The organism is Leclercia sp. W6 (genome assembly GCF_003336345.1).
Classification (GTDB): Bacteria; Pseudomonadota; Gammaproteobacteria; order Enterobacterales; family Enterobacteriaceae; genus Enterobacter.
The window spans coordinates 2,911,432-2,925,079 of record NZ_CP031104.1; the positions used below are offsets into that span (position 1 = coordinate 2,911,432).

The following is a 13,648-nucleotide window of genomic DNA, read 5'->3' on the forward strand; positions in this document are numbered from 1 at the left end:
TATAATTTGCATTATCATACTCGTCATTCAATAACGAGCCTATCACCATGGCTCGTTTACGGGCAGGATTAACGCTGGCACTGTGATGATGAGTAAGATAGTCTCTGACCGTTTGCCAGCGATAAGCCACTGATGACGGAACAATAAATAAAACGTATGAAAAAACGTATCCCCACCCTTCTGGCCACGATGATAGCTACGGCTCTGTACAGTCAACAGGGTCTGGCAGCCGATCTCGCCTCGCAATGTATGCTGGGTATCCCCAGCTATGATCGCCCGCTGGTACAGGGTGATACGAACACGCTACCGGTTACCATCACCGCTGACAACGCAAAAGGGAATTATCCTGACGACGCCCTGTTTAGCGGGAATGTGGATATTAACCAGGGCAACAGCCGCTTGCAGGCCGATGAAGTGCAGTTGCACCAGAAACAGCCAGAAGGCGCAGCCGAACCGGTACGTACGGTCGATGCGCTGGGTAATGTGCACTATGACGATAATCAGGTCATCCTGAAAGGTCCGAAAGCCTGGTCGAACCTGAATACCAAAGACACTAACGTCTGGGAAGGTGATTACCAGATGGTTGGCCGCCAGGGTCGCGGTAAAGCGGACTTGATGAAACAGCGCGGTGAAAACCGCTACACCATTCTGGAGAACGGGACCTTTACCTCCTGTCTGCCAGGCTCGGATACCTGGAGCGTGGTAGGTAGCGAAGTGATCCACGACCGCGAAGAGCAGGTTGCGGAGATCTGGAACGCCCGCTTTAAGCTCGGCCCGGTGCCGGTCTTCTATAGCCCCTATCTGCAACTGCCCGTGGGCGACAAACGTCGCTCCGGCTTCCTGATCCCGAACGCCAAGTACAGCACCTCAAACTACTTTGAGTTTTACCTGCCGTACTACTGGAACATCGCGCCCAACATGGACGCCACGATCACGCCGCACTATATCCACAAGCGCGGCAACATCATGTGGGAGAACGAGTTCCGCTATCTGACGCAGGCGGGTTCTGGTCTGATGGAGCTGGACTATCTGCCATCGGATAAAGTGTATGAGGATGATCCAAGAAATACCTCCGGGGATAATCGCCATCGCTGGTTGTACTACTGGCAGCACTCGGGCGTAATGGATCAGGTGTGGCGTTTCAACGTCGACTACACCAAAGTCAGCGACTCGAGCTATTTTAACGATTTTACGTCTAAATACGGCTCAAGTACCGATGGCTACGCCACGCAGAAATTCAGCGCGGGCTATGTAGTACGGAATTTTGACGCGACCGTTTCAACCAAACAGTTCCAGGTCTTTAGCGACCAAACGCAGAGCACCTATGCTGCAGAGCCACAGCTTGATGTTAACTGGTACCAGAATAATGTGGGTCCTTTTGACACCCGGGTCTACGCCCAGGCGGTGCATTTCGTCAATACCGACTCCGACATGCCTGAAGCGACGCGTCTGCACCTTGAGCCAACGATTAACCTGCCTGTTTCAAACGACTGGGCCAGCCTTGATACCGAAGTGAAGCTGATGGCGACCCACTATCAGCAGGATAATCTGGAAACGTACAATGCCAACCATGGCACGCGTCTGGAAGATTCCGTTAACCGCGTGCTGCCGCAGTTTAAAGTGGACGGCAAGCTCGTCTTCGAGCGCGACATGAACTGGAGCGAGGGCTATACCCAGACGCTGGAGCCGCGCGCCCAGTATCTCTATGTGCCTTACCGCGATCAGAGCAATATCCAGAACTATGACTCTTCATTCCTGCAATCTGATTACAGCGGCCTGTTCCGCGACCGTACTTACGGTGGCCTGGACCGTATTGCATCGGCCAACCAGGTGACTACCGGGGTCACAACCCGTATTTATGATGATGCTGCAGTTGAACGTTTTAATGCTTCTGTGGGTCAAATCTACTACTTCACCGAAGCACGTACCGGTGATGACAATATCCAGTGGGAGAAGGACGACAAAAAAGGATCGCTGGTATGGGCCGGAGATACTTACTGGCGCATAACCGATCGTTGGGGTCTGCGCAGCGGCGTGCAATATGATACGCGACTGAACAATGTTGCCACCGGTAGCGGTTCAATCGAGTACCGTCGTGATGCGGACCGAATGGTGCAGCTTAGCTATCGTTACGCCAGCCCGGAATATATCCAGGCGACGTTACCTAACTTTGCCACGTCCGAACAAACGAAAGAGGGCATTTCGCAGGTGGGGGGCATCGCAAGCTGGCCAATTGCCGATCGTTGGTCGGTGGTGGGAGCCTACTACTTCGATACCAACCAGAATAAGTCTGCAGATCAGATGCTGGGTGTGCAGTACAACTCCTGCTGCTACGCGATCCGTGTTGGATACGAACGTAAGCTGAATGGCTGGGACTATGACAAAGGTCAGAGCGAATACGACAACATCATCGGCTTTAACATCGAACTGCGCGGTCTGAGTTCCAACTATGGTCTGGGTACTCAGCAGATGCTGCGCTCACCGATTCTGCCGTACCGTAGTTCATTGTGATGTACTTGATTTAACACGTAATCCGCTTTGCGGTTAATTGATATGGAAAAAGTATGAAGAACTGGAAAACGCTGCTGCTCGGTATCGCTATGGTCGCGAATACCAGCTTCGCGGCCCCACAGGTTGTCGACAAAGTCGCTGCCGTTGTGAACAACGGTGTGGTACTTGAGAGCGACGTTGATGGTTTAATGCAGTCTGTGAAGCTCAACGCGGGTCAGGCAGGTCAGCAACTTCCGGATGATTCCACGCTGCGTCATCAGATCCTGGAACGTTTGATCATGGATCAAATTGTTCTGCAGATGGGTCAGAAGATGGGTGTGAAGATCTCTGATGAGCAGCTCGATCAGGCTATCGCCAACATTGCGAAGCAGAATAATATGACCCCGGACCAGATGCGCAGCCGTCTGGCCTATGACGGCATCAACTATTCGACCTACCGTAATCAGATCCGTAGAGAGATGCTGATTTCAGAAGTGCGCAATAACGAAGTGCGTCGCCGTGTCACCATCCTGCCGCAGGAAGTCGATGCCCTGGCCAAACAGGTCGGCAATCAGAACGATGCCAGCACCGAACTGAACCTGAGCCACATCCTGATCCCACTGTCAGAAAACCCATCCTCTGAACAGGTGGCCGAGGCGGAAAGCCAGGCGCGTTCCATCGTCGATCAGGCACGTAACGGTGGTGATTTCGGCAAACTGGCGATCACCTATTCCGCTGACCAGCAGGCGCTGAAAGGCGGCCAGATGGGCTGGGGTCGTATTCAGGAGCTGCCTTCTATCTTTGCCCAGGCGCTGAGCACGGCGAAGAAAGGCGATATTGTGGGGCCAATCCGTTCCGGCGTGGGCTTCCATATTCTGAAAGTGAACGATCTGCGCGGTCAGAGCAAGAGCATCTCCGTGACGGAAGTTCATGCCCGTCACATTCTGCTGAAAACCTCCCCGATCATGTCTGATACGCAGGCGCGGACCAAACTGGAGCAAATCGCCGCCGATATTCGCAGCGGTAAAACCTCCTTCGCCAACGCCGCGAAAGAGTTCTCTCAGGATCCAGGTTCCGCGAATCAGGGCGGCGATCTGGGCTGGGCGGCTGCGGATATTTACGATCCGGCCTTCCGCGATGCGCTGATGAGAATGAACAAAGGTCAGATGAGCGAACCGGTTCACTCCACCTTCGGCTGGCACCTCATTGAGCTGCTGGATACCCGCAATGTGGATAAAACCGATGCGGCGCAAAAAGATCGTGCGTACCGTATGCTATTTAACCGTAAGTTCTCTGAAGAAGCCGCGACCTGGATGCAGGAACAACGCGCCAGCGCCTACGTCAAAGTCCTGAGCAACTAATGAAACAACATCGTGTTGTCATCACTCCCGGCGAACCCGCCGGGATTGGTCCCGACCTGGTCGTCCAGCTTGCCCAGCGCAGCTGGCCGGTCGAACTGGTGATCTGCGCCGATGCCAGCGTGCTCGAAGCGCGAGCAAAACAGCTTAATCTCCCGCTCACGCTTCTGCCGTATCAGGCAGAAAACGCTCCCCTTCCCCAGCAAGCAGGCACCTTAACGCTGCTACCTGTCCCGCTACGTACCCCGGTTATCCCCGGCCAACTGAGCACCGAAAATGGCCATTACGTGGTGGAGACGCTGGCGCGCGCCTGCGATGGCTGTCTGAGCGGGGAGTTTGCCGCGCTGATCACCGGCCCGGTCCATAAAGGGGTGATCAACGATGCCGGCGTGGCCTTTACCGGCCATACCGAGTTTTTTGAAGAGCGGTCGCACAGCGCAAAAGTGGTGATGATGCTGGCAACCGAGGAGCTGCGCGTTGCGCTGGCGACCACGCACCTGCCCATCAAAGCCATTTCTGACGCCATTACGCCGGATCTGCTGCGCGACGTCATTACCATCCTGCATCACGATTTACGCACTAAGTTCGGTATTGCCGATCCGCACGTGCTGGTATGCGGCCTGAATCCCCACGCGGGTGAAGGCGGCCATATGGGTATGGAAGAGATCGACACCATCATTCCGGTGCTGGAAGAGATGCGCGCGAAAGGCATGAATCTCAGCGGGCCGCTGCCTGCCGATACCCTGTTTCAACCGAAATACCTGGATCATGCAGATGCCGTACTGGCGATGTACCACGATCAGGGCCTTCCCGTGCTAAAATACCAGGGATTTGGCCGCGGGGTGAATATTACCCTCGGTTTACCCTTTATTCGCACTTCTGTTGACCACGGTACTGCGCTCGATTTAGCAGGCCAGGGAAAAGCAGATGTCGGCAGTTTTATTACGGCGCTTAATCTCGCCATCAAAATGATTGTTAATACTCAATGAATAATCGCGTCCACCAGGGCCATTTAGCCCGTAAACGTTTCGGGCAAAACTTCCTCAACGATCAGTTCGTGATCGAAAGTATTGTTTCGGCTATCAACCCACAGAAAGGCCAGGCGATGGTCGAGATCGGGCCGGGTCTGGCTGCACTGACCGAGCCGGTTGGCGAGCGTCTGGATCAACTGACCGTTATCGAACTGGATCGCGATCTGGCAGCACGCCTGCAGACGCACCCGTTCCTCGGGCCGAAACTGACTATTTATCAGCAGGATGCCATGACCATGAACTTTGGCGAACTGTCGGAGAAAATGGGCCAGCCGCTGCGCGTATTCGGCAACCTGCCCTATAACATCTCCACACCGCTGATGTTCCACCTGTTTAGCTATACTGATGCCATTGCTGACATGCACTTCATGTTGCAAAAAGAGGTCGTTAATCGACTGGTTGCAGGGCCGAACAGTAAAGCGTATGGTCGTTTAAGCGTGATGGCACAGTACTACTGTAACGTGATTCCGGTACTCGAAGTACCGCCATCGGCGTTTACGCCGCCGCCAAAAGTTGACTCAGCGGTTGTGCGCCTGGTGCCGCATAAAACGAAGCCGTATCCGGTCAACGATCTGCGCGTGCTGAGCCGCATCACCACCGAAGCCTTTAACCAGCGTCGTAAAACGATTCGTAACAGCCTTGGCAATCTGTTTACTGTTGAAGTGTTAGCTCAGTTGGGTATCGACCCGGCGATGCGCGCGGAGAACATTTCCGTAGAGCAGTACTGCAAGCTGGCTAACTACATCAGCGAAAATGCGCCGCCGAAGGAGAGCTAAGCCATGATTAATTCGCCCCGCGTATGTGTTCAGGTGCAAAGCCTTTACATCGAGTCTCAATCCACACCGGATGAAGAACGTTTTGTTTTTGCTTACACCGTGACCATTCGCAATCTCGGGCGAACCCCTGTCCAGCTGCTGGGGCGTTACTGGCTTATCACTAACGGCAATGGCCGTGAAATTGAAGTGCAGGGCGAAGGTGTGGTGGGTGAACAGCCGCACATTGCGCCCGGCGAAGAGTATCAGTATACCAGCGGCGCGGTGATCGAGACGCCGCTGGGAACCATGCAGGGCCATTATGAAATGGTCGATACCGAGGGCAATGCATTCCGCGTTGCCATTCCTGTTTTCCGTCTGGCTGTACCAACACTCATTCACTAAACATGTCTACATATCTCATTGGCGACGTTCACGGTTGCTACGATGAACTGATCGCATTGCTAAAGCAGGTGGATTTTACCCCAGGTACAGACACGCTATGGCTCACGGGCGATCTCGTTGCCCGTGGCCCTGGCTCGCTGGAAGTCCTGCGCTATGTCAAATCGCTGGGCGACAGCGTGCGGATCGTCCTCGGCAACCACGACCTGCATCTGCTGGCGGTCTACGCCGGGATCAGCCGCAATAAACCGAAAGACAGGATCACACCGTTGCTGGATGCGCCCGACGCCGATGAGCTGATTAACTGGCTGCGTCGCCAACCGCTGCTGCAGATCGACGAAGAGAAAAAACTGGTGATGGCGCACGCGGGCATTACCCCGCAGTGGGATTTGCAAACCGCCAAAGAGTGTGCCCGGGACGTCGAAGCGGTGCTCGCCAGCGACTCTTACCCATTCTTCCTCGATGCGATGTATGGCGACATGCCCAACAACTGGAGCATGGAGCTCAGCGGCGTTGCGCGTCTGCGTTTTATCACGAACGCCTTCACCCGCATGCGCTACTGTTTCCCGAATGGTCAGCTGGATATGTACTGCAAGGATGTGCCAGAAAACGCGCCGACGCCGCTCAAGCCGTGGTTTGCGATCCCTGGCCCGGTAACGGAGCAGTACAGCGTCGTCTTTGGCCACTGGGCATCGCTGGAAGGGAAAGGCACGCCTGAAGGCATTTATGGGCTGGATACGGGTTGCTGCTGGGGGGGAGAACTCACCTGTCTGCGCTGGGAAGATAAAGCCTGGTTTATGCAGCCTTCGAACCGGCACCTGGATTTAGATGAAAACGAAGCAGTAGCGTCGTAAAAGAGCACTGCACCTCTCCCGGCGGGAAAGGTGCAGTAACCACATTAGCGGCGTTCAAGGATCTCGAAGCAGTAGCTATGGGAGTTTTGCGCATCCGCATCGTGGAATTCGCTGAACACCGATTCCCACTCGTCAGGATCGTAGTCCGGGAAATGGGTATCCCCTTCCACTTCAGCATCAATGTGGGTCAGATATAATTTCTGCGCTTTCGGCAGGAATTGCTCATAGATACGACCCCCGCCAATCACCATAATCTCTTCAGCATCGCCGCAGGCAGCAATGGCTTCGTCAATGGATTTAACCCACTCAACACGATCGTCCGTGCCGGGCTGGCTGCTTATTACGATGTTTTTACGGCCCGGCAACGGGCGCCCGATTGACTCCCAGGTCAGGCGACCCATTACTACCGGCTTGTTCAACGTTGTACGTTTAAACCACGCGAGATCGGCAGGCAGATTCCACGGCATGGCATTTTCCATACCAATCACGCGATCTACCGCAAGCGCCGCAATCAGACTGATCATTGATTATTTCCCGGATGCAAAAAATTGCCGCCACTATACGGAAAGCTTAATCTTTCGTCGACTGGCGGCAGAGTAAAGAACAGGAAATTTTTTATATTTGCTGGCAACCCCTCTTCACGCCACAGGTTTACTCTCCGGCTCATCCTGCGGATCACCGGTATGCTTACCCTCTTCCGTTCCCTGCCAGCCATGACGCTGAGTCAGCGAGAGGTGATTACGATCTTCATTGATGATCTCGGTCAGCATGGCGCTGGTGCGTTTAACGACCGCCGCGCGTGATGTGGCATCGTTTTCCGCCATTTCAGCCATCTCCTCCAGCATCTCAATATTAAAGCGACGGAACAGATCGGCCCGCTCCCGGGCTTCATATGCCCCGAGCCCGAGACTCTCCAGCGCCAGCCGTCCGGATTTGAGCGCCCCTTCAAAGGTTTCACGCTCCGGGGCATCGACACCCGTCTGACGCAGCTTGATGTAGTGATCGATATCGCGTGCGCGGGAGATGATTTTTAGATGCGGGAAATGGGTCTTCGCCAGCTCAACCAGCTGCAGGCTGTTCTTCGGATCGTCTATCGCGTTGATCAACACTTCGGCCTTGTGCGCCCCGGCGGATTCCAGCAAATCCACGCGGGTGGCATCGCCGTAAAAGACCTTCATATCAAACTTACGCAAGGTTTCAATATGATCGGGATCGTGATCGAGGATGACCATTTTTACCCCACTGGAGAGCAACAAACGGCCCGCGATCTGACCGAAGCGACCAAACCCGGCGATAATGACCCGCGGTTGCTCTTCATCAATTTCATCAGCCTCGTGCTGTTGACCACTGTTGGCAGCGTCGAGACGGGTCAACACCACCAGCAGCAACGGAGTCACCGCCATTGACAGCGCCACAGCCAGCGTAAGCGCCTTCGCCCATTCGGGATCAAGCACGTTCGCCATGTTTGCCGCGCCAAACACCACAAACGCAAACTCACTCCCCTGCCCCAGCAGCACTGCAAACCAGCGCCGCTGTTTCGCGGGAACCTTCAGCGGGCGAGCCACCAGCCAGAGCATGAGCATTTTAATGGCCAGGAAGCCCACCAGCAGGATCGCGATGCGCAGCGGATGGGTGACTAACGTCCCGAAATCAACGGACATCCCCACACCAATAAAGAACAGCCCCAGCAGCAGCCCCTTAAAGGGCTCGATATCGCTTTCCAGGGCGTGGCGGTACTCGGAGCTCGCCAGCAGCACACCCGCCAGAAACGCCCCCATCGCCATAGAGAGCCCGGCCTCTTCCAGCATCAGACCAAAGCCGAAAACCAGAAACAGGGCTACGGCGCTGAAGACTTCGCGCAGGCCGGAGCGGGCAACAAAACGCAGCAACGGTCGACTGACGTAACGCCCAAGCAGCACCACCAGCGCCAGCGCTCCGACCACTTTCAAGGCCGAAAGAGCAAAGGCGCCCAAGGTAGTTGACGCTCCGGAAGCGGCCAGCAGCGGGATCATCGCCACCAACGGAATGGCAGCGATATCCTGAAACAGCAGCACCGAGAAGGCGCTGCGTCCCATCTGGGAAACCGTCAGGTTGCGTTCATTCATGGCCTGCATGGCGATCGCCGTGGATGAGAGCGCCAGCGTCATGCCGATCAGCTCCGCCACTTTCCAGTCCATGCCCAGCAGGATGCAGAACCCGCCCAATAGCAGACCGCAGGCCAGCATCTGCAATGCCCCGCCGCCAAATACCGAGGCGCGCAATTTCCACAGGCGACGCGGATCCAGCTCCAGTCCAATCACAAACAGCATCAGCACCACGCCAATTTCCGCAAAGTGCAGAATCGACTCGGCATCGGTGACCAGCCGGAATCCCCACGGGCCAATGACGCAGCCGGCAATCAGATAGCCCAGCACCGACCCCAGCCCCAGACGTACCGCAACCGGCACAATCAGCGCCGCGGCGCCCAAATAGATCAGCGCCTGAATCAGCGTATGGCTATCCATGGTGCGCCTCCTGCCAGTCGAGTAAACGTTGTTTATAGTGGCGCGCCTGCGCCTGAAGGGTTTCGTCGTCACAAACGAAGGTGCAGTGCATAGCAAATGGGGGAAGCCAGTTGAGCCCACAATAGAGCGCTGTCGCCTGCAGCGGCTGCGCCAGCACCTCAAAACCGGGGAAGGAACCGATATCAAAATGTCTTTCGCCGCCACCGGTGGTCACCGCCCACAGCAGGCTTTTACCCTTGAGCGCTCTGCCGTTATGACCGTACGCCCAGCCGTGCGAGAAGACTTTATCGATCCACAGTTTCAACAACGGAGGTGTGCTGTACCACTGCATCGGATGCTGCCAGACGATGAGATCGGCCCTGGAGATAGCCTCCTGCTCTGCAGCGATATCAATATTAAAGTCAGGATAGAGTTGATAGAGCGAGCGGATCTCTACACCCTCCAGCGTCTTTATTTGTTCAAGCATTCGCTTATTCGCATGCGAATGATGTGGATAAGGATGGGCGTAAATAATGAGTATCATGATTAACCTGGGCAAACTGCTTTCTTGTTGTGACTGACAGTGTAGTCAGGAAAGCGAGGCGTTTGAAGGGCTCAGTCCCGCCGCCAGGCTTAACAGCAAGGATTGGCAAACCGTGCCAGGATGAAGGCTATACTTTGCATCAAATAAATAATTTGAAATTATAATATTTAAAATACAGATCAATAAGGCAGTAAAAATAAAAAATACTGAGCAATTAATTTTAAATTAATTCATCATTTAATATGAATTGATATACACAAATGGTTTTAGAATCAATAATTTCAATTTTAAGTAATATGATTATCCTTATAAAACAAGTATTTACAAGAAATTACCCCCTTATTAAATTAGACATCCTTTTATCACAAAATGGATGTGGCAATGAAAAGCAAAACCCCTCAATTAAATAAGACGACAAAATCATTAAAAAGTCTTTTTCCATCCTTATCAGCGTTAATCGCATTCACTCCGTTGATAGTTTCCGCAGAAATCATAGTTAAGGATTCAACAGATACCGCACAGATTTTTTCATCAGATAATACATACATTATCCCTGAGGGTATCAGCATTACCAATAACACTGCCACGCCCACTGTTACTATCAGTGGAAACCTGATCGACGGTGTCATAAATGGCGGAAATGTGACTGGTGTGGGCGACGGAATGTATGTCACAACAGCCAATCAAGACTTTGAATTGGCTAACCAACAAAATGCCCTGATCGAATCTACTGCTGCCAACGGAATTACCGTCAACAGCATGAATGGCGAAATAAATAACGCAGGGAAAATTATTGGCGCAGAGAAAGGCATTCAGGTTCTGGTAGATTCAGACAGCTTTGGCATCAATAATACTTCGACAGGCACTATAGAAGGCAAAACAGCGATCTTTGCAGATGCAGGTATCGCAATAACAAATGCTGGCATTTTAAAAGGCAGCACCGGAAATGGTATAGAGCTTAATACGGCAGGTAAAAGCACCCTTACTAATAATGGGACGATTGAAGGTGCCGAACATGGCATCCTCGTGACCGGTGAGCACAGATTTAAGATCGGTAATGCTGGTCTGATAAAAGGTTCAGAAAGCGCTATCACATTTCAGAGTAACCAGAGCAACATGCTGACTCTGGATACCGGATCTGAGCTGGACGGCGATGTCATCTCAACAAATTCCAAAACAAATACTTTAATATTAATTGGCCAGGGTTCGGAAGACAGCAACTTCCGCGGCCTGAACGAAGATGACGGCTTTGCTTCGCTAACCATGGACGGCACTGACTGGACCCTGACTGGCAATGTCGATGTGATCGGTTCAGATGACTCGATTAAGGTCAACACGGGTAAACTGACGCTGGCAGGCGATGTAAAAAATAGCGCCGGAAATACCCTTATTGCCAACGACGCTACACTGCAATTGGGTGATGGCACGAATACCGGCTCATTGACCGGGGCTATAACCAATAACGGCACGTTCACCTTTAATCAGGGCTCCGATTCTACCTTCGCTTCTGATATTACCGGCACAGGCAGCGTCATCAAAACCGATGCTAACATCCTGACCCTGACCGGCAACAACAGCTACACCGGCAATACGCTACTGAGCAGCGGCACCACGCTGGTGGCCGAGGGCGCAACCTTGGGCAATGCAGGCAACACGGCCACCATTACCGTTGACGACGGCGCAACTTTCGCCAGCGCAGGCATTGTTAATAACAATATCGATATCCTGAGCGGCGGCGTGCTGGCCTCATGGAATGCCGTAGCCGGTAACAATGCGACCACTTCCCTGACGGCTAACACAATCAACGGCAACGTTACCAACAGCGGCTCGCTGCAAATTAGCGGCCTCAACAACTACGTGGGTAATAACTTCACCATCAACGGCGATTACACCGGCGTGAGCGGCAGCAAGCTCGTAATGAATAGCATCCTCGGTGATGACAGTTCAAGTACCGATCACCTGACTATCACCGGCAACAGCGCCGGCACATCCGGCATTCAACTCAGCAACATTGGTGGCCTCGGCGCGCAAACCGTTAACGGGATCGAGATTATCAGCGTGGGAGGCAATTCCGAGGCGGCATTTACCTTAGCTAAACCTGCCGTTGTAGGCGCCTGGGAATATAACCTGAACCAGAAGAGTGATGGCAACTGGTATCTGGAATCCAAAACCCCACCTTCTGACGACAACCAGGACGGTGGAGACGACAACAATGACAACGGCGGCGATAACGGCGATAACGGCGACAACGGCGGCAACGGCGGCAATGGCGGCAACGGCGATAACGGCGGCAATGGCGACAACGGCAACAACGGCGGCAACAACAATAATGGCGGGGATAATACGCCTGACGTTCCAGAGGTGATGGCGCCGGAAGTCGGTGCTTACCTGGGTAACTATCTTGCCGCTCAGAATATGTTCCTGCATAAACGTGACGACCGCGATCAGCTGACCCTGCGCAATGGCGAGGATCTGAATACCTGGATGTATGTCAAAGGCCGTTATCACGATAACGATATCGCTGGCGGCAAAGTGAACTACGACACGACCGAGCTCGTTATGCAGGTCGGTAGTGATTTTATCAGTAAGCAGATGGATCAAGGGGTGCTGCACGCCGGGATGATGTTCGGTGCAGGTCAGGCGAAAACCGACTCCACAGCACGCTACAACTCCCGTAGCGCGCAGGGTAAAGTCGATGGTGTGAGCGTCGGGCTGTACGCTACATGGCAGGAAGATCCGGCATTACGCACAGGCAACTATATCGATACCTGGACCGCGTTTAGCTGGTATCACAATACGGTGAATGGCGATAAGCGCAGCAGCGAATCCTATGACAGCAACGGTTTCGCCGCGTCAATCGAAATGGGCCATGCCTGGGTGGTTGCCTCTGAGAACGAAAGAACCTGGAAAATCGAGCCGCAAATCCAGGCTATTTATAGCTATCTGGACCAGGAAAATCATAAGGATGCCGATGGCGTACGGATCTCCACCCTTGATAATGACGGCGTACTTGGCCGCGTAGGGGTGAAATCCAGCTACTTTGACCAGAAAGATGTGCAGGCGTGGCAGCCTTACGTCGCGGTCAACTGGCTGAAAGGCACCGGACAGAACGACATCGCTTTCAACGGCGAAGCGTTCAGCAACGATACGCCGGACGATCGGGCGCAGCTGGAGCTGGGCGTAACAGGCAAGCTGAACGAAACCACTCTGATTTCACTGCGTGCCAGCGGCGAATGGGGTGAAAACAGCTACGACGCCTATGGCGGTCATATCCTGTTAAATCACCGCTGGTAATCCTGTTACCGCAACAACCGATGCAGTGGCGCAGGCCACTGCATTTTTTTATCAGTTATCCAGCTCACCCATGGATTTCACCTGATCGCGGTTAATCTGTTCCGTCTGACCGGTTTCGGCATTATCAATAGACATCATTCCAGTATCGTCATCTACCTGCGGTTTTCCGTCGGTGACGATGGTTTTACCGTCAGTAGTTTTCACCGCCTGGTTAGACGAACAACCTGCAACGGTGAACAGTGCTGCGGCAGTAAAAATTGAAGTCAGTAAAAGATTCTTGCGCATGGTGTTCTCCCTGCTTTTCAGTTGGATTTAATTATCGACCTGATAATTTTAGGCTAACTGTCTGATGGGAGATGAGAAAGCAGAAGGTTCTGAAGAGGGATACAACCATCGTAGGGCGGGTAAGCGAAGCGCCACCCGCCGTTTGCCCGGCGTCG

11 protein-coding genes are annotated in these 13,648 nt (G+C 53.5%); 7 read left to right on the top strand and 4 right to left on the bottom strand.

What is annotated here, in order from left to right:
* The first annotated feature begins 156 nt into the window (after positions 1–156).
* From lptD to apaH, 6 genes are read left to right on the top strand one after another with little or no spacing between them, the layout of a single operon-like run.
* Entirely contained in the window at positions 157–2,511 is a 2,355-nt protein-coding gene (gene lptD, locus DVA43_RS14215; protein ID WP_114315912.1) for an LPS assembly protein LptD, read from the top strand.
* 53 nt (positions 2,512–2,564) lie between these two features.
* Positions 2,565–3,851, top strand: a complete 1,287-nt coding sequence (gene surA, locus DVA43_RS14220; RefSeq protein ID WP_114315913.1) for a peptidylprolyl isomerase SurA — start codon at positions 2,565–2,567, stop codon at positions 3,849–3,851.
* The gene (gene pdxA, locus DVA43_RS14225; RefSeq protein WP_103178237.1) at positions 3,851–4,837 is read left to right on the top strand and encodes a 4-hydroxythreonine-4-phosphate dehydrogenase PdxA; all 987 of its coding nucleotides are present in this window, start codon (positions 3,851–3,853) and stop codon (positions 4,835–4,837) included. The genes surA and pdxA overlap by 1 nt, the downstream gene beginning before the upstream one ends.
* On the top strand, positions 4,834–5,655 hold the full coding sequence (gene rsmA / locus DVA43_RS14230; RefSeq protein WP_103823219.1) for a 16S rRNA (adenine(1518)-N(6)/adenine(1519)-N(6))-dimethyltransferase RsmA: 822 nt from the start codon (positions 4,834–4,836) through the stop codon (positions 5,653–5,655). Before pdxA ends, rsmA begins: the two co-directional genes overlap by 4 nt.
* Before the next feature lie 3 nt (positions 5,656–5,658).
* A complete protein-coding gene (apaG, locus tag DVA43_RS14235) occupies positions 5,659–6,036 on the top strand; it encodes a Co2+/Mg2+ efflux protein ApaG (RefSeq protein WP_103178235.1) in 378 nt (125 codons plus the stop codon).
* A gap of 2 nt (positions 6,037–6,038) precedes the next feature.
* Positions 6,039–6,887: a bis(5'-nucleosyl)-tetraphosphatase (symmetrical) ApaH gene (gene apaH / locus DVA43_RS14240; protein WP_103823218.1), complete on the top strand. Its 849-nt coding sequence runs from the start codon at positions 6,039–6,041 to the stop codon at positions 6,885–6,887.
* A gap of 44 nt (positions 6,888–6,931) precedes the next feature.
* Here the strand turns inward: apaH and folA are convergent, their stop codons facing one another.
* The 3 genes from folA to kefF form a co-directional block, all read right to left on the bottom strand.
* Positions 6,932–7,411 (bottom strand): type 3 dihydrofolate reductase, encoded by a 480-nt coding sequence (folA, locus tag DVA43_RS14245; protein WP_103178233.1) that lies wholly within the window; start codon positions 7,409–7,411, stop codon positions 6,932–6,934.
* 114 nt (positions 7,412–7,525) lie between these two features.
* Positions 7,526–9,391 (bottom strand): glutathione-regulated potassium-efflux system protein KefC, encoded by a 1,866-nt coding sequence (gene kefC / locus DVA43_RS14255; protein ID WP_103823216.1) that lies wholly within the window; start codon positions 9,389–9,391, stop codon positions 7,526–7,528.
* Positions 9,384–9,914 (bottom strand): glutathione-regulated potassium-efflux system oxidoreductase KefF, encoded by a 531-nt coding sequence (gene kefF / locus DVA43_RS14260; RefSeq protein ID WP_103823215.1) that lies wholly within the window; start codon positions 9,912–9,914, stop codon positions 9,384–9,386. Before kefF ends, kefC begins: the two co-directional genes overlap by 8 nt.
* 381 nt (positions 9,915–10,295) lie before the next feature.
* On the opposite strand from kefF, the gene DVA43_RS14265 reads away from it, so the two are divergent.
* On the top strand, positions 10,296–13,208 hold the full coding sequence (locus DVA43_RS14265) for an autotransporter outer membrane beta-barrel domain-containing protein (RefSeq protein ID WP_114315914.1): 2,913 nt from the start codon (positions 10,296–10,298) through the stop codon (positions 13,206–13,208).
* A gap of 51 nt (positions 13,209–13,259) precedes the next feature.
* On the opposite strand, the gene DVA43_RS14270 is transcribed toward DVA43_RS14265, so the two are convergent.
* A complete protein-coding gene (locus DVA43_RS14270) occupies positions 13,260–13,493 on the bottom strand; it encodes a YgdI/YgdR family lipoprotein (RefSeq protein ID WP_103178229.1) in 234 nt (77 codons plus the stop codon).
* Between the last annotated feature and the right edge of the window lie 155 nt (positions 13,494–13,648).

What these genes read in the sequence shown, in the direction of transcription:
- lptD (WP_114315912.1), top strand. Translation starts at nt 157, where the DNA reads ATGAAAAAACGTATCCCCACCCTTCTGGCCACGATGATAGCTACGGCT.
- surA (WP_114315913.1), top strand. Translation starts at nt 2,565, where the DNA reads ATGAAGAACTGGAAAACGCTGCTGCTCGGTATCGCTATGGTCGCGAAT.
- pdxA (WP_103178237.1), top strand. Translation starts at nt 3,851, where the DNA reads ATGAAACAACATCGTGTTGTCATCACTCCCGGCGAACCCGCCGGGATT.
- rsmA (WP_103823219.1), top strand. Translation starts at nt 4,834, where the DNA reads ATGAATAATCGCGTCCACCAGGGCCATTTAGCCCGTAAACGTTTCGGG.
- apaG (WP_103178235.1), top strand. Translation starts at nt 5,659, where the DNA reads ATGATTAATTCGCCCCGCGTATGTGTTCAGGTGCAAAGCCTTTACATC.
- apaH (WP_103823218.1), top strand. Translation starts at nt 6,039, where the DNA reads ATGTCTACATATCTCATTGGCGACGTTCACGGTTGCTACGATGAACTG.
- folA (WP_103178233.1), bottom strand. Translation starts at nt 7,411, where the DNA reads ATGATCAGTCTGATTGCGGCGCTTGCGGTAGATCGCGTGATTGGTATG.
- kefC (WP_103823216.1), bottom strand. Translation starts at nt 9,391, where the DNA reads ATGGATAGCCATACGCTGATTCAGGCGCTGATCTATTTGGGCGCCGCG.
- kefF (WP_103823215.1), bottom strand. Translation starts at nt 9,914, where the DNA reads ATGATACTCATTATTTACGCCCATCCTTATCCACATCATTCGCATGCG.
- DVA43_RS14265 (WP_114315914.1), top strand. Translation starts at nt 10,296, where the DNA reads ATGAAAAGCAAAACCCCTCAATTAAATAAGACGACAAAATCATTAAAA.
- DVA43_RS14270 (WP_103178229.1), bottom strand. Translation starts at nt 13,493, where the DNA reads ATGCGCAAGAATCTTTTACTGACTTCAATTTTTACTGCCGCAGCACTG.